This window comes from Paenibacillus sp. 32352 (assembly GCF_002042965.1).
Classification (GTDB): domain Bacteria; phylum Bacillota; class Bacilli; order Paenibacillales; family NBRC-103111; genus Paenibacillus_S; species Paenibacillus_S vulneris.
Window position 1 is genome coordinate 484,314 of sequence record NZ_MZNT01000002.1, and the last position, 18,769, is coordinate 503,082.

General features: G+C 48.1%; 15 protein-coding genes and 1 pseudogene. 13 read left to right on the forward strand and 3 right to left on the reverse strand.

Annotation, left to right across the window (positions count from 1 at the left end; genetic code table 11):
- Positions 1 to 397 precede the first annotated feature (397 nt).
- The 7 genes and pseudogenes from B1728_RS36525 (at position 398) to B1728_RS06475 (ending at position 6,708) form a co-directional block, all read left to right on the forward strand.
- A complete protein-coding gene (locus B1728_RS36525; RefSeq protein WP_218672288.1) occupies positions 398 to 646 on the forward strand; it encodes a hypothetical protein in 249 nt (82 codons plus the stop codon).
- Positions 647 to 904: 258 nt separating this feature from the next.
- A pseudogene (locus B1728_RS37320) lies at positions 905 to 1,096 on the forward strand (site-specific integrase); the annotation flags it as partial.
- A 507-nt stretch (positions 1,097 to 1,603) separates the two neighbouring features.
- Positions 1,604 to 3,199 carry an FMN-binding glutamate synthase family protein gene (locus tag B1728_RS06455; RefSeq protein WP_079909357.1) on the forward strand — a complete coding sequence of 532 codons (1,596 nt, stop codon included), beginning with the start codon at positions 1,604 to 1,606 and terminating at the stop codon, positions 3,197 to 3,199.
- 230 nt (positions 3,200 to 3,429) lie between these two features.
- Positions 3,430 to 4,320 carry a YihY/virulence factor BrkB family protein gene (locus tag B1728_RS06460; protein WP_079909358.1) on the forward strand — a complete coding sequence of 297 codons (891 nt, stop codon included), beginning with the start codon at positions 3,430 to 3,432 and terminating at the stop codon, positions 4,318 to 4,320.
- A gap of 166 nt (positions 4,321 to 4,486) precedes the next feature.
- Entirely contained in the window at positions 4,487 to 5,704 is a 1,218-nt protein-coding gene (locus B1728_RS06465; RefSeq protein ID WP_079909359.1) for an MFS transporter, read from the forward strand.
- 105 nt (positions 5,705 to 5,809) lie between these two features.
- Positions 5,810 to 6,154: a hypothetical protein gene (locus B1728_RS06470; RefSeq protein ID WP_079909360.1), complete on the forward strand. Its 345-nt coding sequence runs from the start codon at positions 5,810 to 5,812 to the stop codon at positions 6,152 to 6,154.
- Between the two features lie 77 nt (positions 6,155 to 6,231).
- Positions 6,232 to 6,708 carry a hypothetical protein gene (locus B1728_RS06475; protein WP_079909361.1) on the forward strand — a complete coding sequence of 159 codons (477 nt, stop codon included), beginning with the start codon at positions 6,232 to 6,234 and terminating at the stop codon, positions 6,706 to 6,708.
- A gap of 44 nt (positions 6,709 to 6,752) precedes the next feature.
- Here B1728_RS06475 and cls read toward each other — a convergent pair whose 3' ends face one another.
- Positions 6,753 to 8,264: a cardiolipin synthase gene (gene cls, locus B1728_RS06480; RefSeq protein WP_256865259.1), complete on the reverse strand. Its 1,512-nt coding sequence runs from the start codon at positions 8,262 to 8,264 to the stop codon at positions 6,753 to 6,755.
- Positions 8,265 to 8,593: 329 nt separating this feature from the next.
- Here cls and B1728_RS06490 point away from each other — a divergent pair, with 329 nt between their 5' ends.
- The 6 genes from B1728_RS06490 (at position 8,594) to B1728_RS06515 (ending at position 16,946) form a co-directional block, all read left to right on the forward strand.
- Positions 8,594 to 9,601, forward strand: a complete 1,008-nt coding sequence (locus B1728_RS06490; protein WP_179135910.1) for a GNAT family N-acetyltransferase — start codon at positions 8,594 to 8,596, stop codon at positions 9,599 to 9,601.
- Positions 9,602 to 9,946: 345 nt separating this feature from the next.
- Complete coding sequence (locus B1728_RS06495) at positions 9,947 to 11,008, forward strand: suppressor of fused domain protein (protein ID WP_079909364.1); 1,062 nt, start codon at positions 9,947 to 9,949, stop codon at positions 11,006 to 11,008.
- 153 nt (positions 11,009 to 11,161) lie between these two features.
- Positions 11,162 to 11,995 carry an AraC family transcriptional regulator gene (locus B1728_RS06500; RefSeq protein ID WP_079909365.1) on the forward strand — a complete coding sequence of 278 codons (834 nt, stop codon included), beginning with the start codon at positions 11,162 to 11,164 and terminating at the stop codon, positions 11,993 to 11,995.
- A 280-nt stretch (positions 11,996 to 12,275) separates the two neighbouring features.
- Positions 12,276 to 13,937, forward strand: coding sequence for a discoidin domain-containing protein (locus tag B1728_RS06505; RefSeq protein WP_079909366.1), 1,662 nt, complete (start codon positions 12,276 to 12,278; stop codon positions 13,935 to 13,937).
- 239 nt (positions 13,938 to 14,176) lie between these two features.
- On the forward strand, positions 14,177 to 15,436 hold the full coding sequence (locus B1728_RS06510) for an FAD-binding protein (RefSeq protein WP_079909367.1): 1,260 nt from the start codon (positions 14,177 to 14,179) through the stop codon (positions 15,434 to 15,436).
- Between the two features lie 88 nt (positions 15,437 to 15,524).
- Complete coding sequence (locus B1728_RS06515) at positions 15,525 to 16,946, forward strand: DUF5050 domain-containing protein (RefSeq protein WP_079909368.1); 1,422 nt, start codon at positions 15,525 to 15,527, stop codon at positions 16,944 to 16,946.
- A 60-nt stretch (positions 16,947 to 17,006) separates the two neighbouring features.
- Here the strand turns inward: B1728_RS06515 and B1728_RS06520 are convergent, their stop codons facing one another.
- Both B1728_RS06520 and bcbE read right to left on the reverse strand, forming a co-directional pair.
- Positions 17,007 to 17,342, reverse strand: a complete 336-nt coding sequence (locus tag B1728_RS06520; RefSeq protein WP_079909369.1) for a hypothetical protein — start codon at positions 17,340 to 17,342, stop codon at positions 17,007 to 17,009.
- A gap of 55 nt (positions 17,343 to 17,397) precedes the next feature.
- Complete coding sequence (bcbE, locus tag B1728_RS06525) at positions 17,398 to 18,669, reverse strand: bacillibactin exporter BcbE (protein ID WP_079909370.1); 1,272 nt, start codon at positions 18,667 to 18,669, stop codon at positions 17,398 to 17,400.
- Between the last annotated feature and the right edge of the window lie 100 nt (positions 18,670 to 18,769).

The following is an 18,769-nucleotide window of genomic DNA, read 5'->3' on the forward strand; positions in this document are numbered from 1 at the left end:
CCAATTTATGAGAGCGATCCTCAAGCTATTCGCGACAAGCTGAACGGATGACACCAAAAGGAAAAGGTAATTCACTCAAGAAATGAATTTCAGAGCATAATGGAAGCATATTTCTGAGAGGTTCTAATTCACCTTCAGAGCCTTAAAGATGGGGTTGCAGCGTGCTTAAATGTACTGGCGCGGGCACTTTTGAGGAATCTCAACAAAAAAAGAAGAGGAGTAACCCTCTTCTTAAGAAATTCGCAAAATAGTTAATGTTGGGTTGTGATAAAATACGGTATTACCTACTTGGCCTACCGCGACAACAGATAGAGCGTTGCCAGCAGTTAGCTGAGCAATTTGAGTAGAACTTAAATTAAAACTAAAACCTGCAACTCCCGAGGGCATGAGGCTAGAAATGGACGCCGGTCCAAAACTTCCATTATCAACAGCGAACCCAATAGAAGCGCCATTACCAGTATTTGTAATTCCAGATATCGTTAGGCTAAAGGAAATTAAATATATACCTGATTCAATTATTGTTATGGTATTAGTCGTTGTATCTGGTGTGGTATTGAATGAGGGGCCAATGGTTAAAAATTCGATTTTTTCTCCTACTACAACAGGGTTTACAGATCCAACGCTATACATTGACCCAAATGTTTGAAAGCCAATTGGTCCAGTCGGTCCAGTAGGCCCAACAGGGCCTGTTGCTCCGTGTGGCCCCGGAGGTCCTGGGGGTCCTGTCAATCCAGTCGGACCCGTTGGCCCAGTCGGACCTGTCGGTCCCGTTGGGCCGGTTATGCCAGTTAAACCTTGATCCCCCACAAGTATCAACTCCATTTATCATCTTGTACTATTTTATGTCTATCAAATCGAAAAGTAATGGATACTTTTCAGGGAATAAAAGTCCAAAGTACGAAGAAGAGGTTTTAAAACCAAGCGTGAGGCGAATGATGAGTTAATTAGACTTCAAAAAGAAGTTCAGGATGATGAGTACATCGGTAAAAATCATACTCGAATTGGTGAATGGCTTAAATACTGGTTAGATAACGTACGTAAGCTTCAATGTGACGCGACTACCCATTATAACAACGAGCTATATCTGATGGATTGATTAAAGAAAATCCTGTGAGAAAAGCTAAGATACCTAGATATGTCAAGAAGAAATTAAGTGGACACAAGGTTCAAGCTACTGAGTTTCTCAGGTTCACCGCGAGAGATAGGTTCCATTGCGTATACGCTCTCGCTTTATTCACTAGCATGAGACAAGGTGAGATACTAGGTCTAAGATGGAAAGATATTGAGGGGTCAAAACCATTTCTGGTGAGCGTGTCATAGCAATATCGGATCAGTTAATAGCTATACTCCAAAATCAACGTGCTAAGTAAGCTGTTTTCAAGCTTCAGGCAACAGAGTTCAAGGATCTCGATCTTGTAAAATACAACCTTAAGGACGGGGGCACAGTGTTCCCAGGCAATTTCGTTAAAACTTATATCGATGTGCGGAGCACATAAAATCCCTAATTCAGCATGGAACTAGCTTTATTTAGTCATACTGGGTGAAATCGCGCATACCTATAATCAATTTGCGTTTTATTTACTAATGCAAAAGGAGCAGGAATATGCAGCTGATTCTCGTCATTTTGTTATTAGTCCTGATCTTGCTGCCGGTCTCATTATTGGCCTACATGTACGCTCTTTCGAAAAAGCCGCAGCATTCTATCATCCGCGCCCATCCTTATCTGGGATGGCTCAGGTATGTGCTGGAGAAGCTTGGCCCTGAGTTTCGTCAATATTGGTTTGACCACGACACGCAGGGGAAGCCGTTTTCCCGGTCTGATTTTATCGGGGTGGTATTTGCGGCGAAGTACCGTACGGACCTGATCAGTTTTGGGTCCAAGCGCGATTATGAAGCCTCCGGATATTATCTTTCGAATGATCTGTTCCCTAAGCTTCTTGATGACCTGCGGGTGGAGCACAGCGAGAATGTAACCGGCAAAAAGTACGAAATCGTGAACGAGGGCTTATTTACGCGCAGAGAGAGGATGAAGGAGGGAAAGGCCAGAAATTGGCTTTACCCCGACGAAGATGCCGTCATGATCGGAGAGGCTCGCACACATCCATGGGTGGTAAAAGGGATGTTCGGCGCTTCAGCCACTTCCTACGGGGCGGTTGGCGAGCATTATATTGAATCCACGGGAGCGGGGGCCCGGATGGCTGGAGGTACATGGCTCAATACCGGGGAAGGCGGGATTGCTCCCGAGCATTTGGCTTCCGGCGCGGATTTAATCGTTCAGATTGGACCCGGATTGTTTGGCTTCAGGGATGCTGACGGGAATTTCTCGATGGAGGAATTTCGTGCGAAGGCAGCTATTCTTAATGTGAAAGCATTTGAATTGAAATTTGCCCAGGGGGCAAAAATTCGCGGAGGCCATCTGGAAGGGGCAAAGGTCAATGAGAAAATTGCCGCTATCCGCAAAGTTCAGATCGGAGAAACGGTGAACTCGCCTAACCGGTTTTCCTTTATCAAGAATTCGGAGGAAACATTGCTTTTTGTCAAGAAGCTGCAGGAAGAAGGCGGGAAGCCCGTAGGCATCAAAATCGTCGTAGGGGATCAAAGAAGGCTGGAGCCATTGTTTCAATGCATGCGGGATCTAAAAATTTATCCGGATTTCATAACGGTCGACGGAAGCGAAGGCGGATCTGGAGCTACCTTTAAGGCAATGGCAGATGGAATGGGCTTGCCCTTGTTCCCGGCTCTTATCCTGCTTGATGATACCGCCAGAGCTTATGGTGTGCGCGATCGAATCAAAATCTTTGCCTCCGGGAAGCTGATTACCCCCGATAAGGTGGCTATTGCATTGGCGCTTGGGGCAGATTGTGTCAATTCCGCAAGAGGGTTTATGATGGCTAACGGCTGTATTATGGCTATGCAGTGTCATACGGGGAAATGCCCGACGGGCGTGACGACGACTGATCTGAAGTACCAAGCAGCCCTGGCTCCGGAAGAAAAACAATGGCGCGTGATGAACTATATCCTCCAAATGCGGGAAGGCGTGTTCTCCCTGGCAGCGGCGTGCGGTTTGGAGAGCCCGAAGCAGCTTAGGCGCGAGCATGTCGTTTACAAAAACGAGGAAGGCCGAAGCGTTCCCATGAGTGAACTGTTCCCGTATCCACAGGATAAGCTTTGTGAGAACGGTGGAATGGACAATAGATAGGGAGCGTATCTAAATTGATACAACGACGAAAACCATAGCTTTTTCATTCGACATTCGGGCTTGAGCAATCAAGCTTTTTTTCTTTTGGCAAAATTGTGTATGATAGCTATAGAATGGACAGCCTTTTCCATTGGGAAGGAATTCCGTTTTTTGGGTATAAAATAAGTATACCGGTTTGATCCTGTATTTAAGACAAACACCATCGTACAGAGAGGGGGTACCACTGGGGGATGAAAATCACAGCTCTGATTCATAACTTGGCATGCCGCTTTCAGGATGACGACGTGCCTGCCTTATCGGCGCAATTGACGTATTATCTAGTGCTCTCCTTCTTTCCGTTCTTGATCTTTGTCGGAACCTTGATGAGCTTTACCAGCTTCTCCGCGGATGAGGCGCTTGAACGCTTGAGCTTGGTTTTACCGGATTTATCGAACAAGACTATTTCGGACGTGTTTCATGAGATCGAGCAGACCAGGAGCGGTTCCTTGCTGTCCATCGGTTTAATTGCCACGCTGTGGTCGGCCTCCAATGGAGTCAATGCGGTCATCAAAGGAATTAATAAGGCATATGAGCAGGAAGAGGATCGTCCCTTCTGGAAGGTGCGGCTCTTGTCCTTAGGAACGACCGTCGTACTGGCTGTAGCGATCCTGCTAAGCTTCGTGATGCTGGTATTCGGACGTAAAATCGGTGAATGGCTGTATGTTACCGCCAAGCTTCCCGGCGACTTCTCCACAGTATGGTCCTGGGCGCAATATGCCGTGCCGCTGCTCGTTATTTGGACGTTGTGCTGCCTCATTTATTCGTTTCTTCCGAATGTTCGTTTGAGGTTCCGTGAGGTGATTCCCGGGGCATTATTGGCGACTTTTGGCTGGATCATCGCCTCGCTGCTGTTTTCTTTTTATGTGAATCATTTTAACAGCTACACGAAAACGTATGGCAGTATCGGAGGCATCATCGTTCTGCTCATCTGGCTGTATTTAACCAGTATGATCATTCTGCTGGGGGGAGAACTGAATGCAGCACTGCACTTTATTCGCAGCGGAATGGTCAAGCCGCCGTGCAAAATGTTCGGGCTGCCAATGGCATTCTTTAAGAGAAATAAGAAGACGGTCAGCGATTGAGTATATCAATCTAAGCGGCTGCTACGGCAGCTGCTTTTTTCATTTTTAAAGAATGGACTATCAGGAGTAGATTATTTAAAGAATCTGATGTACAATGCTTGGTTATAAAAGGCTTTGCTGGAAATACTAACTTCCATCCTAAGAATGGAGAATAGAGGGGATTGACATGAACAACTCCACAGTGCTTCACAGCGGCAGACGTGCTCCATTGCTGGTCAGTATGGGGATCAGCTGGCTGTTTGATGCGATGGACGTCGGGATCATTTCTTTTATCGTAGCGACCTTGACCGTACAATGGCATCTGACTCCGGAGCAGGTAGGGGTGTTTACTAGCATTAATTCCGTTGGTATGGTATTCGGTGCGGCAATGGCCGGTTATATGGCGGATCGCTTCGGACGGAAAACGATTCTGCTTTGGACCCTGCTCCTTTTTTCCGTTGCAAGCGGCTTGTCCGCGTTTGCAGCAAGCTTCACTATGCTGTGCATTCTTCGCTTCGTTGCAGGAGTAGGTCTCGGAGGGGAGCTCCCGGTAGCATCAACGCTTGTTTCCGAAACGGTGCCGGCAGCGGAGAGAGGGAGGACAGTCGTATTGCTTGAGAGCTTCTGGGCAGGCGGCTGGCTTGCGGCGGCTCTTATTTCGTATTTCGTCATTCCAAGGTTCGGCTGGCAGGCAGGATTCCTGATCGGAGCAATACCTGCGTTGTATGCGCTCTATTTGAGAAGGTCCATAGAAGAGCCTCAGCGATTCGTACGCAATCAGGCGGGAAGGAAGCCGAAACTTCGTGAGCAATGGGCTGCCGTGTGGCAGAAGCAGTACTTGCGCTCCACCGTCATGCTCTGGATTCTCTGGTTTACCGTAGTGTTCTCGTATTACGGGATGTTCCTGTGGCTTCCGACTGTTATGGTCATGAAGGGCTTCGGGCTGGTCAAAGGGTTCCAGTACGTGCTCATCATGACGTTGGCCCAACTGCCTGGATATTTTACTGCGGCCTATGCAATTGAAAAATTCGGTCGCAAATTCGTGCTTGTGCTGTATTTGATATTGACAGCGCTAAGCGCGCTTTGGTTCGGCTCTGCCCAGACGGAAGCATCGCTGATTGCTGCAGGCATCTGCCTGTCATTCTTTAACCTGGGAGCATGGGGCGGTCTTTACGCCTACACGCCGGAGCTGTACCCAACCCGGGTAAGGTCCACCGGAGTCGGCATGGCGACGTCCTTCGGCCGTATCGGAGGTGTCATTGCTCCATTCCTTGTAGGTGTTCTTGTAACTCGCGGGGTGGAGCTTCAGACGATCTTTTACCTGTTCTTTGCGGCGATTCTGATAGGGGCCTTGGCGGTATTTTTCCTTGGGAAGGAGACGAAGGGCATAGAGCTGGAGAATTGATGGCGTACGATAGAAAAGGAGGGAGCTTCCATAATACACCGGTACATGATAATAACCCTCGTCGCTTGGATTATCGTAAGTTTGCTTGGGTGGGGGAATCCTGGTATGGCTTCCCCCAGGGAAGACTTGCTGGAGAAAGCGCTGCTTCAACAATTGCATCCGTTAATCCAGAGCACATTGCAAAGCATTTATCAGGAATCATTATCGCAATATGATTGTGCTCATATCCTTTCGATCAATGAGCGTATAACCAGCTCAAACCAGGATGTTAAAGCATCACCGGTGGATGCCATACATGGTCAAGCCTATTTCGAGCTGATTGTCGGTGTAAGAAGAAGCGGCGGGGAATATATAGAGCTCACCTTCATTAATGATACGGCATCAGGGCAGTATGACCTGAAGACATATAAGCAGAGCATGGCCCCGAAGGAATTGTTTTGTCCAGAATGACCTGCATATATTTGAGCTTCTACAGTTCGTATGCTATAATCAGCGCAATCGCTACATAGCACATCGGAGGAAAGAGCATGCTTACTTTTGAGCAAAAACTGGCCATCATCGAATCATTCCCTGAGCTGACGCGCAAGGATGTCTCGTTAGGCCGCGTGAATTTTCAATATGAGAACAGCGGCTTCGACCGCAAAAATGTCGTCTACCACCTGCATAAGAACGGGAACGGCTTCGTCTATGCGGGGCACCTGGACGAATATCCTATTGACGACAAGGGTCTAGTCAATATTCGCGATTTTACAGAGGAGGAGCTGCGCAGCTTGCTGGCAGCGTCGATCCGCTCCCTATCGCCGGATTCGGCTGAGGCTTCGGGACCGTCATCGGAAGGCAGAGAGGAGCTCTGGATCGGACCAGACAAGGCTGTGCTGCGGCTTTTTTACGAGGACGAGCTGTGGTACCTCTATGACAGGCAGCATTTGGAGTCCGCTTTCGAAACCTATGAGGAAGCAGAGGAATACCTGAACGAAGAAGGATTTGTACGCAGCGGCGCCTAAGCGGCCGCTGCTTGTTATTTATGGACCTTTTGCAAAGCTAAACGTCACAATAAAGGAGACAGTAATCTTGCAATGGACTCTTTACATTGACTTACGTAGGATCTTTTTTTGTACGTTTCCATAGTCAGCTCGAATGAACGCTCCAGATCGACCTTAAAAAGCTCTTCAAGCTTGCCGGCCGTCTTCGTGTCATAGATAAAAGCATTAATCTCAAAGTTGAGCTTGAAGCTTCGAATATCGATATTGGCCGTACCTACCGAGGCAACCTTACCGTCGATCACCAGCGTTTTGGCATGAAGAAAGCCTCCCTCGTACAAGTAGCAGCGCACCCCGTTATCCAGCAGCTCGCCCAAATAAGAACGCGACGCCCAGAACACGAAGAAATGATCCGGACGGTCCGGAATCATGACCTTAACGTCGATGCCGGACAAAGCGGCCATTTTCAACGCAGTCAGCAGGCTCTCGTCAGGGACGAAATACGGGGATTGAATACAGATGCTCCGTTTGGCGGAATGAATCATTTTAATATAGGCGTTTTTGATTTGCTGTCTATTCGAGTGGGGCCCGCTCGATACAATCTGCATCCCGACGCCTTGAGGATGGACGTCCTCAGAGAAATATTTGGCATCGTAGCTGATGGGTGCGGCATGGGTTCGATTCCAATCCATCATAAAATGAGCCTGAAGCACATTAACGACGCTGCCTTCCAGCCTCAAATGGGTATCTCTCCACGGTCCCAGCTTCGGATCCTTCCCTAAATACTCATCTCCTACATTAAAGCCTCCTATATAGCCCCACTTGCCGTCGATAACTACCACCTTACGATGGTTGCGGTAATTCAGCCTGAGGTTTAAATAACGGATTTTGGACGGAAAAAATGCCGCAGCCTTTCCGCCGGCGTCAAGCAAGGGCTGGATGTATGTTTTCTGCATTCCGTAGCTTCCTACATCGTCATACAGCAGCTTGACCTCAACCCCCTCCAGAGCTTTTTGGGTTAATAGCCGAAGCAGCTCTTGCCCGAGTGCATCTGTTCGGACAATATAATATTGCAGATGGATGAACAGGGAAGCATTACGGATATCCTCGAACAGGGAGGTAAACTTGCTTTGGCCGTCCGTGAAGATGTCCACCTGATTATCTTGGGTCAGGATGGAATAACGGCCGCTCATCAGGTTCATGTGCATCATGTCGTGGTAAGCTTCCATGGCCGGATCGACATAATGCATGACGCCGAGCTCAATTTGCTCCGCCTGCGTTCGGGATATGGCGTTGAATTCCTCCCGTGTTTCATCCTTCATGGCTATAATTCTTCGGCTGTTCAACGTTTTACCGACCAACAGATAAATGATAAATCCAATGCCTGGGAGGAAGAGCAGAACCATCAGCCAGGCCCACGTGGCTACAACATTGCGCCGCTCCAGGAAGATGATGGCTAAGGCAAACAAATAATTAAGGAGCGTTAATAAATTATATACATCTTGAAATTCAAACAGCGGGGTCACCTCCTGCCAGCTTTCGTGCTGTCTATTCTTAAGCATAACCCCATCTGGAATCATTATCCACCTTCTAATTAGAATTTCCTTACCCCAACCCCCTGGATGTGAAGCAGGATAATGCTCTCGTATGTATGTAGAACGCACAAATAAGATTTTCGGGTCTCATGCCTCAGGGAGTGTGGAAGGGAAGCAGGGCACAATGACAGCTATTAAATACCTTATGGAACGGCAGGCGAATTTATTAACTTTTCTTGCCGATGCAGTAATACACGGGTCCAAAGCTTCAATACTGTTAGAAAGAACCGATATAATAGAAATTTATCTTTCCATCTATTCATTATTATGACATTATTATCCATAAATAACTTGTTAAAAGGTGGGAGATGGTATTGTCAATTACTGTAAGACCTCTTCGTCTGCCCGACGACTATGAGGCGATTGCCAAGCTGGTAAATACCTATTGGTCCGAGCCCGTGGACGCCGCAAAGCTGGAGGAAGATGACCGCAAGCTGTATACGGTCGGCAGGACGTTTATCGATGAGAACGGGCTGTTAGGCGGTTATGATCGGCTGAGATTGGCTGCTGTCACTGATCAGGATGAGGTTATCGGTTATTTGTGGACTTGGAGAGCACCTTGGACGGAACCGGGGAATTTGAATCATACCCTGGTAGTCGACCCCTCCTTTCGGAGTCAGGGAGCGGGAAGAAGGCTGTTCGAACAGGCTGTAAGCTGGGCCGCTGCGCTAGGAACTAGTAGAATTGTAACCGAAGTCTGGGATGATGACCCGGCATCGCAGCATTTTGCCGAAACGAACGGATTTGTCGTCGAACGCCATTCCTATCAATCCGTACTTCCGTTAGCAGGAAGGGACGACTTAGTGACGGTTGACGGGAATATTATTACCCAGCTGGAAAACGAAGGGGTTCGGTTTACGACACTTGCCGATGAGGGTGAGGAGGCCGGAGAGCTCAAGCTCTATGAGCTTTACAAGGAAACCCTCGTGGATATACCAGGCTTCACTGGTGAGGTCCCCGTCATCTCCGAATGGCGGAAGTGGTATTTGATGGCGAATGGTTACTCTCCCGATCAGGTTCTTATCGCCGCTGCTGGCGATCGTTATGTAGGTGTAACCAATGTGCTTCACAATGCGAAGACGAACGGCATGTACCATGAATATACCGGGGTCAGCCGCGACTATCGCCGCCGCAGTATTGGACTGGCACTTAAGATAAAAGCGATTGAGCTGGCCATAGCTCGCAAAGCAGCCTACATTCGTACGGACAACGATTCCACGAATGTCCGGATCCTGACGATCAACCGGAAGCTGGGTTATCAGCCGCGCAGGGGATCTTATCGAATGGTTATGGAAATGAAGGATGTACCTGCGCAATCATAGTTCATACTTAACAGATGAAAGGAGTTTTTTGTCCTGTTCATTCACTGGAACAACATCCTGATAGTGCTGGGTGTATTAGCCATTGTTGTCATAGGTCTTATCGTGTATATCAAAAATAAAAAGAGATAGTAGGAGGGGGAGCGGCTCAATTTTCCCTTCTCCAGATACAATAATGAATGGTTGTCCGTTGAACATAGAAGCTGAACAGAAAGCAATACCAAATATAAGCGAGAGCTTCCCGAACAACTTGTTTCTCTTAAGACCTAACAAAATGACGGGTTCCGGACGAAATACTTAAGTAGTACCAGGTCCGATCTTTGGGCTCAACATAGGAGGAACAAGGGAATGGAGAATGAAGCAAGCACAGCCGGATGGGACGCTATCGATCACGTACTGTCCAAAATCTACGGAGACCAGGAGCCGAAGCATTACGGGACGATTCTCAGCTATGCTTTGGGCGGTCAAGATCCGCTGGATGGAATCAGTGTCTACAAGAGTGATTCGCCTCAGCCACACTGGCATTTTGTCACATACGGCTTTTCAGAGCTTTACGAGAAGGAATCGGACATTCCGGATGAGAGCGGTTATGGGTTTGAGCTGACGCTTCGTCTATCGAGGACGGAAGATGAAGAGGAGCCTCCGGCATGGGCATTGAATTTGCTGCAAAATATGGGACGGTATGTATTTAAGAGCGGCAATATTTTTAAATCAGGTGATTATCTGGATGCTAACGGCCCGATATGCCTGGGTGCCGATACAGAGTTAACCGCATTGGCTTTCGTAGAGGACCCGGAGCTTCCGGCAATTGATACACCAAACGGACGGGTTGAATTTATCCAAATGGTTGGAATCACAGCCGATGAACTTGAGGCGATGCAAACATGGAATACGCTAGGCGTGCTTTCCGAGAGCTTGCCCTATATTCCACAGTACATGACGGATCTGGGGCGAGAATCCATTGTACAGATCCCATCGGTTGCCCATGCTGTAGAAAGAGGAATGCTGGAGGAAGGCTCCAATACGGGCTTCCTGTATGTGGATCAGCTGACATGGGAGGAAGGAAAGAAGGGCTGGTTTAGCAAAACTCCTTCCAAGCTTACGTTAGGAGCCAAGCAAGCTGACATTATTGGCAAGCTGCTGCAAGGTCGAATTATGAAGGGTAAAACACTCACCTTGCTGGGTTCGGAAACCTGCGTCGTCTTTGAGCCGGGGGATAAACCTGGAGTTGAAGCCGATGAGGAGAAGATTCGTTGGATACTAAATCATGATGCGGCTAAAGAACTATCCGGCAGATTGCAGCCTAAGGAAAGCACATTGGAGCTCGCCTCCATGCAAGGGACGGTTATTGAGATCGTCAAAACTAATATAACGGACCATGAAGGGAACGTTGTCAAAACCATCGGTTAAACTTGATATCATAAAAGGGATAGGGGAGCTTGCGGACGACGCAGCTCCTTTTGTATTGGGTGCGAGACTTAAAAGAGGCTTTGAGGAAAGGAGAATAACGTTGTAAAATAAACGAAATAACAACTTAGGACTATAAAAGGGGATAAAAGACAGATGGTATTGAACATGCCCAAAAGCGTCACCCGCTTGCTGCGTCACCGGCTTTCGAGCCTAAGGCTGGACCTGATCCATGCAAAATATACGGATTGCCCTCCGGACTGGATAAGACGCGACTTTATACCGGAATATAATAAATTTTACTATATTGTGGACGGTTGCGGCTCGATTACGGTCGGCGGGCAAACCTTTCTGCCGGAGCCAGGACAGCTGTTCTTTGCCCCTGCGGATGTGATGCAGTCTTTTTCCGTAACCAATGGCCCTCCATATCAGATGTATTGGTGCCACTTTACTTCGAACATCGCCATGGGGCAGTTGTTTCAAACATTCGGTCTCCCGAATATCGTAACAGTCCAGGACAGCGGCTTGTTGTTAAAGCATTTTGGTCAAATGATGACGAACCGGGGAAGTCAATGGCCTACATCTTCCTTGAAGATTCAATCCGCTCTTTTTGAAATTCTAGCCTTGTTCATTGACACGGCTCTGTCAGACAAGAGCTTAACCTTGCCGGGGTTAGCCGATAGCAAGCTGATCGACACGATCCATTACATCGATCAAAACCTGTCCAAGGAGTTTACCGTTGACGAACTCTCGGAAATAGCGCATTTTCATCCGAATTATTTTATCCGTTTTTTTAAAATGCACTTAGGCGTCCCGCCGATGCGATATATCCATGAACGAAGGCTGGAAAGGGCCAAGGAGCTGCTGTCGAGCACAGAGATGAAAATAAGCGAAATCGCTAATATGACGGGGTTCTATGAAGCGTCGCATTTCTCTACAGCCTTTAAAAAGTATACAGGAACTTCACCGTCGGCATACCGTAACAGATAAGGGTCTATTACAGATGGCCCGCGAGTGGAACGGATCAGCTGTGCAGGATAAGGAGTGAAGTTAATTTTATTAAAGCAATAGTTAATATCGTCTATTCAAGTTGGGATGAAAGCGCTTTATACTGACGTCAGCACATGAAAATGGATGTGCAGCAGAGAATGCCTAGTCTAACAGGGAAGGGGGAGGATGCAAGTCCGACTTAAGCTGCATCCGCCGTACAGGGAATGCGGCGCACGTACCATCTATCCGACAAGGTGATTCAAGAAGGAGGCGTTATCTTATGTCCAGATTCCTATCTTTAGCCAAGACTCAGATGAAGTGCATTGCGTTAACAGGTTTGCTGCTTGCAGGCCTCTCTCCCTTTAGTGCCGTTCAGGTCCAGGCTGCCAGCCCTATGGTTGTTGACAGCCTGGATGGTCCGGTTACCCAGAATGAAATTAATTCCTTTAAAGCCTACATATTGGACCTTCAGCCGGTCGTATGGCCTAATACCGATTCTATGCAAAATGAGTATGCCCAGGGAAAAAGCGGCGAGAGCATTAAAGCTATGGGGCTCATGTATGAACTGACGGGCGACGCCGCCATTCTGGATCGGATGATCTATTTCTGCAACGTTCTACTTTCGCAGCGAAATGATATTTTGCCCGCGCCCTATGGCCAACGTACGGTATGGACGAATACGGTTGCACCTGTGTGGCCGGGCAACAGCAGCGGAACCGCTTCCGCCGATTCGGCCAACGGGGATCCGATAGGCCATCTTGCGAACTGCGCAAGGCTCATTCTCAAAACCCCTTCGATATGGAACACGACGGTTCCGGACGGGGACCCTTATGGCTATGGAGCAACCTATAAGCAGCGTGCAACCAAGTTTTTAGCTGAAGCCGATTATGTGATCAACCAGTTTATTTTTCCCAAGCTGCTCAATTTGTCGAACGGCAACAAGTACTACTTTTCGTCTCAATCTCCTTACATGACGAATGGAGCCATGCCGTGGAATCAGCAGATGATGATCTCGTACGGCTTGCAAAATGTTGCTATGGCCCATGAGCTTCTCGGGGATAATCCTTCTCTGGTATCTCAATACGACAGCATCATACAGGCGAATGTGAACTGGTATTTTGCCAATAACTCCGCCAAACAGGTGTATACCACCAGCTTAGGCAACACTGCTTATAATTGGGGATATAACCCGACGCTGCTGAGCGGGGAGGATAACAGCCACGGCAGCCTGGATGTAGCGGGCTTTTACCGCCAATTCCTAAGCGGACGTTACGGGATTACGGCGGCACAGCTGAAGCCGATCGCTAATATGTACGCCGACGTCATGATGAGAGGCCCTAATGATTTCGCGGGAAAAGTCGATGGCACCGACGGCTCGGGGAACAGTGCGCCTACAACCTATGCGCGGAGCGGCTACTTGTTCTTGACAGCGCTTCGTCCGGATATGTACTATGCGCTTGCGAATGCGGATTTGTCGAGATCCGGCACCAGCATGGACATATTCTCCCGCTTGATGTGGGCCAAGAACAAAAGGTACCAGAACGGCGGTAATCTTGCATCCGGCAAGACCTACAGTGCCTCTTCCTCCTGGAGCTCATCGTATGACGCTGGTAAAGCGTTTGACGGAAATGTCTCCTCCCGATGGTCTGCGTCCAGCGGCTCCACAAGCAATCAATGGATTAGTGTGGATTTCGGGTCAACGAAAAGCTTTAACCAGGTTTTCATCAAGGAAAGCACGTATACGAGGATCACATCTTATAAGCTCCAGTCCTCCAACGACGGTACGACCTTCACGGATATTGCAGGCACCTCGGGAACATCGATCGGCGCAGGCAAAACGATAGACTTTAATACGGTCAATGCCCGCTACGTAAGGCTTTATATAACTTCCGCCAGTCAGGAGCCGACCGTGAATGAGATTGAGGTATATAAAATGAATTAACACGTAATCGGTTAAAAAACGTTTAACGGCCGCCAACCCCTTTGCGGGATGGCGGCCGTATGTGCAGTTAGGCGATGCTGTTCTTATAAAGGGAGGGGAAAGATTCGTAGTTATCATTTGGGATTATTGCTGTTACAATAAAGGAAGCTATATCAAACAGGAATGGACCCAAGTCTATTTGACAGAAAAAGGATCTTATCGTAGTTGAGAATTCGATCACAACAAGGAGTGTGCGGTTTATGGAAAGCAATAGAAATTGGGCAGGCAATTATACGTATGGTACTACTAATCTTCATGTTCCCGAAAGCTTGGAGCAAGTACAGGAATATGTAGCCCGCTGCAACCGAATCAAGGTGCTGGGCACGCGCCATTCCTTTAATGGCATCGCAGACTCTAGGGAGAATCTTCTTTCGCTGGAGAAGCTCAACCGAGTGGTCGAATTGGACAAGCAGCGAAGGAAAGTAACCGTCGAAGGAGGCATTCGATACGGCGAGTTGTGCCGCTACCTGCACAGCCATGGCTTTGCGCTGCACAATTTGGCATCGCTGCCTCATATCACGGTTGCAGGAGCCTGCGCTACGGCGACCCACGGCTCAGGAGATCGGAATGCCAGCCTTGCTGCAGCGGTGCATGCCCTCGAGATTATCAAGGCTGACGGGGAGAAGATCGTGCTATCCCGTGATCAAGGAGACGGCACCCTCGAAGGAGCCGTTGTCGGACTTGGAGGATTGGGCGTCGTTACAAAGATAACGCTGGATGTCGTACCGGTATTTCAAATAAGCCAGCATGTATATGACAACTTGCCATTGGCACAATTGAAAGACAATTTCGACGCGATATTCTCCAGCGCCTATAGTGTAAGCCTGTTCACGGATTGGAAGCAGTCCGCCTTCAATCAAGTTTGGCAGAAGCGGGTATTATCCCAAGATGCCGATCCGGTTACAGAGGATTTCTTCGGAGCGGCACGTGCATTGGAAAATCGGCATCCGGTGCCAGGACTCACGGCGGAAAATTGCAGCGAGCAATTAGGAATACCTGGGCCCTGGCATGAGCGGCTGCCTCATTTTCGAATGGATTTTACCCCGAGCGCAGGGGAGGAGCTGCAGAGCGAGTATTTTGTCGCCCGACAGGATGCTTATAGCGCACTTCAAGCAATTGAACAGCTGAAGGAGCGTATAGCACCACTCCTGCACGTTTCCGAAGTTCGAACGATTGCGGCCGACGACTTATGGATGAGTCCTTGCTACCAGCGGGATTCGGTAGCGTTCCACTTTACCTGGAAGCCCCTTGTGGAGGATGTTCGACAGCTGCTCCCGATTCTGGAGGAAAAGCTGGAGCCTTATCAGGCTCGCCCGCATTGGGCCAAGCTGTTTGCGATGACTCCATCACGGCTGCACTCGCTTTATGAGAAGCTGCCGGATTTTCAACAACTGCTCCTTCGCTATGATCCGGAAGGAAAATTTCGCAATGATTATTTGAATCATTATATTATGCATTGATTGTATGCTCTTTTCCTTTGGTCTTCGGTATTAACTGGAGCCTTCGTAATGTCGATACAATAACAGAAGACCAAAGGAGAGAGATGAAATGAACAACAAAACCATAAATATAGGCTTAGCTGGATGTTTGCTGTCCCTCTTGGCTGTTCCGCAAGCCTTGGCATCGCCCGATTCAGCTGTATCCATCTCTGTGAACGGGATTGAAATTTTTACGGATGCTCCTGCTTATATCCAGGCCGATGCGGGAGTCACCTACGTCCCGATCCGGGTCGTCTCCGAATCACTGGGAGCGAACGTTACATGGGTAGAATCTACTAATACAGCGATCATAAGCAAGTCAGGTACAGTGCTAGAATTGACCCTGAATCAGCCTGCTGCAAAGAAAAATGGCCAAGCCGTTACCCTGGAGGCGCCCGCCGTAATGCAAAATGGCCGTTTGATGGTGCCGATTCGTTTTGTTTCGGAAGAGTTGGGTGTAAGCATCAGCTGGGACCCGGATTCACGTTTGATAAATCTAGGAACTGCGGCAGCCAACCCCTTATTTGCGGCCGGATCCGGCAATGACCCTCAGAACATTCATAATAATGCTATGGTGACGGAGTATAACGGCTGGCTTTATTATGCCAATATCGGCGATAGCAACAAGTTGTACCGAATGTCCCTGGACCGGACTGTTAACGTGCAGTTAACCGATGAACCGGTTACCGATATCAGTGCAGTGGACGGCTGGGTGTATTACCGGATCTATGAGCATAGGGAAGGCAAGAGAACCGATGCCGGAGAGATCTACCGAATACGTACGGACGGAAGTTCTAGGACCCTGCTGAGTGAGCACGAGACACGGCATTTATTCATGAGAGACGGCTACCTGTATTACAGCAGGGATAAGGGGATGGGCTCCGGCCCTATCTATAGGATGAAGCTTGACGGAACTGATAGGACCCAGCTCAGCGGCGAGGATGAAGAGGTATTTGAGATGGCCCTGGGGGGCGATTCGATTTATTATACGTTGAGCTCCGGAGGGCTATACCGGATCGATCCGGAAAGCACAGAGTCGGCGGCAATAGATTCAGATTGGTACTATGATATTAGAATCGTTGATGGCTGGCTGTATTATAAGGACGATAAAGGGTACTTGCACCGCATGGACTTGTCAGGGGGCGGCCGAAGCAGCATCGGCGATCATCCTGTAGGATCGTTTTGGATTAAAGACAATACGGTTTACTATGAACAAATGGTGGAGGGCAAATGGTCCTCCTCGGAATCCAGGCTATATCGAAGCGGGCTGGACGGAAGCAATCCCACTCTGCTCGTTGATAAAGTCATATTAAACATCAATGTCATTGGTGAACGTTTGTACTACATGACTTATGAGACTATCAATTCCGATGTTCATCAATACGCAGACATTGTGAATACTCTTTCAAGAATGAATTTGGATGGAACGCATAAGCAAGATTTAACGTCCAAAACAACGAACCCGTTTCCGGATTTACTCAGGAAAAAATAACAGAAGCCACTTGAACAATAAGACACTGACCATCCGATCAGTGTCTTATTTATTTACTTATTAGTGTCTGTACGAAATGTTGTTGGCGATAGTGGATCCGAATCCTTGGGCTTGATTATATGGGAGCACGCTGTTTTGTGCGGTATTCTCCAAGGATCTGCAAATTTGAGCTACTTGCTGCATTTGTTGCATAGCAAGCTGATGACCTTGCAGAGCAGTCTGGATCATTTGCGAGGCTCTTTGCTCTTTTTGCGCGATCTGCTCCAGAATCACAGCATTTTGCTGCTCTTGCTGCAGCAATTGCTGATACATTTGGGTCGCTTGTTGAGTCTGGCTCATCAGCTGATTAATGATTTGTTCACATTGATTGATTTGGCTGGACATATTTTGATACATAGTATAATTCCTCCTTTGATTTGGCCTTTTGTTTTAAAGGTGCCAAATATAGAGTCTACTTAATTTTTTGTTTTATGCGGAGTGGAAAGAAGTGCAAGCTTTGGCCTTGACCCCGATTATTTTCTTTGGGCTTCAGCCCGAATAACGCGAGCAATACGGCAATTGCGCTGCATCCCGCCATGGTGAAGAACATCACGGAAGGAGACAGCTTGATAAGCAGCGAGGCAAGCGGAGGACCAGCCGCTACCCCGATAAATCGCATAGAGCTGTAGATGGAGGTAATAGTTCCCCGCTGTTGTTTTTCAATACTCTCCGTAATCATCGCATCCAGGCAGGGTAATGCAATTCCGACTCCAATACCCATAAAGCATATTGAAATAATCAGAATTAAGGCGGCGGAATAGATAAACCCGTCCCACAAAAGACTTAAGGCAACTAAACTCATTCCGGCAAACGTCAGCCATTTCATCAGGGTCATGTTTTTTTTAATGATTTTCCCGGTAATAAAGGACGCTAAGCACAAGAAAGCTAACGGAATGGCCAAGATACAACCCTTAAGTATACCTTTAATATGGTAATTATCTTCCAGTAGATCAGATAAGTAAAATAGGATCCCGAAGATAACCAGCATACAGATACCGCCAATGCCAAAAATAGCGTACAGCCATCTGCCGTTTTCTTTAAAGATTTGCTTAATTTGCGTGAAGAAGGCGCGAAGGGTTGCTTGTTCTTGATCGGCTTCGTTGTCTTCCTTCTTTGGAGTTTTGACCAGAAAGGCTACGAGCACGGTAGAAATGATGCATAAAACGGGTATGGCAAGAAAAGGCAGGAACCATACAGCCATGGCTAAGGCCGATCCTAGAACGGGGCTCAGCACCTTACCGAACGTATTGGCAGTTTCCACAATGCCCAGACCGCTGCTGACATCGTCCTCGTTCTTGAACATATCTCCCACCAAAGGGAGTACGATCGGGAAAGCCCCCGCGGCACCCACCCCTTGCAATAAACGGCCCAGCATAATAACCATGTAGGATTGATCAAGCCACCAGGCTCCAAGTCCTGAGACCAATCCGCCCGCTGCTGTTATCAGCAGACTGGGAATAATGATTTTCTTTCGTCCGAAACGATCGGATAAGTAGCCAGCTAATGGGATCAGCAGAATGGCTACGGCAGAGTAAACGGTAATCAGCAAGCTCACTTGAAGCGAAGTAATGCCCAGCTTGTCCCGTATGGATGGCAACACCGGAATCAGCATCGAATTACCTAAAGTCATAATTAGCGGAATGGAAGCGATCGCTATAAGGTCCCATGTTTTTCTCTCTTCCATGCTACACCTGTCCTTTTAGGGAGAATGTCAAATCCAAGACATACACCCCATACTATAACCGTTTCACCGTTGGAATATGCAATCCATTGAGTTGAATAAG

What these genes read in the sequence shown, in the direction of transcription:
- B1728_RS06460 (WP_079909358.1), top strand. Translation starts at nt 3,430, where the DNA reads ATGAAAATCACAGCTCTGATTCATAACTTGGCATGCCGCTTTCAGGAT.
- B1728_RS06465 (WP_079909359.1), top strand. Translation starts at nt 4,487, where the DNA reads ATGAACAACTCCACAGTGCTTCACAGCGGCAGACGTGCTCCATTGCTG.
- B1728_RS36525 (WP_218672288.1), top strand. Translation starts at nt 398, where the DNA reads ATGGACGCCGGTCCAAAACTTCCATTATCAACAGCGAACCCAATAGAA.
- B1728_RS06510 (WP_079909367.1), top strand. Translation starts at nt 14,177, where the DNA reads ATGGAAAGCAATAGAAATTGGGCAGGCAATTATACGTATGGTACTACT.
- bcbE (WP_079909370.1), bottom strand. Translation starts at nt 18,669, where the DNA reads ATGGAAGAGAGAAAAACATGGGACCTTATAGCGATCGCTTCCATTCCG.
- B1728_RS06505 (WP_079909366.1), top strand. Translation starts at nt 12,276, where the DNA reads ATGTCCAGATTCCTATCTTTAGCCAAGACTCAGATGAAGTGCATTGCG.
- B1728_RS06475 (WP_079909361.1), top strand. Translation starts at nt 6,232, where the DNA reads ATGCTTACTTTTGAGCAAAAACTGGCCATCATCGAATCATTCCCTGAG.
- B1728_RS06470 (WP_079909360.1), top strand. Translation starts at nt 5,810, where the DNA reads ATGGCTTCCCCCAGGGAAGACTTGCTGGAGAAAGCGCTGCTTCAACAA.
- B1728_RS06515 (WP_079909368.1), top strand. Translation starts at nt 15,525, where the DNA reads ATGAACAACAAAACCATAAATATAGGCTTAGCTGGATGTTTGCTGTCC.
- cls (WP_256865259.1), bottom strand. Translation starts at nt 8,264, where the DNA reads ATGATTCCAGATGGGGTTATGCTTAAGAATAGACAGCACGAAAGCTGG.
- B1728_RS06495 (WP_079909364.1), top strand. Translation starts at nt 9,947, where the DNA reads ATGGAGAATGAAGCAAGCACAGCCGGATGGGACGCTATCGATCACGTA.
- B1728_RS06500 (WP_079909365.1), top strand. Translation starts at nt 11,162, where the DNA reads ATGGTATTGAACATGCCCAAAAGCGTCACCCGCTTGCTGCGTCACCGG.
- B1728_RS06520 (WP_079909369.1), bottom strand. Translation starts at nt 17,342, where the DNA reads ATGTATCAAAATATGTCCAGCCAAATCAATCAATGTGAACAAATCATT.
- B1728_RS06455 (WP_079909357.1), top strand. Translation starts at nt 1,604, where the DNA reads ATGCAGCTGATTCTCGTCATTTTGTTATTAGTCCTGATCTTGCTGCCG.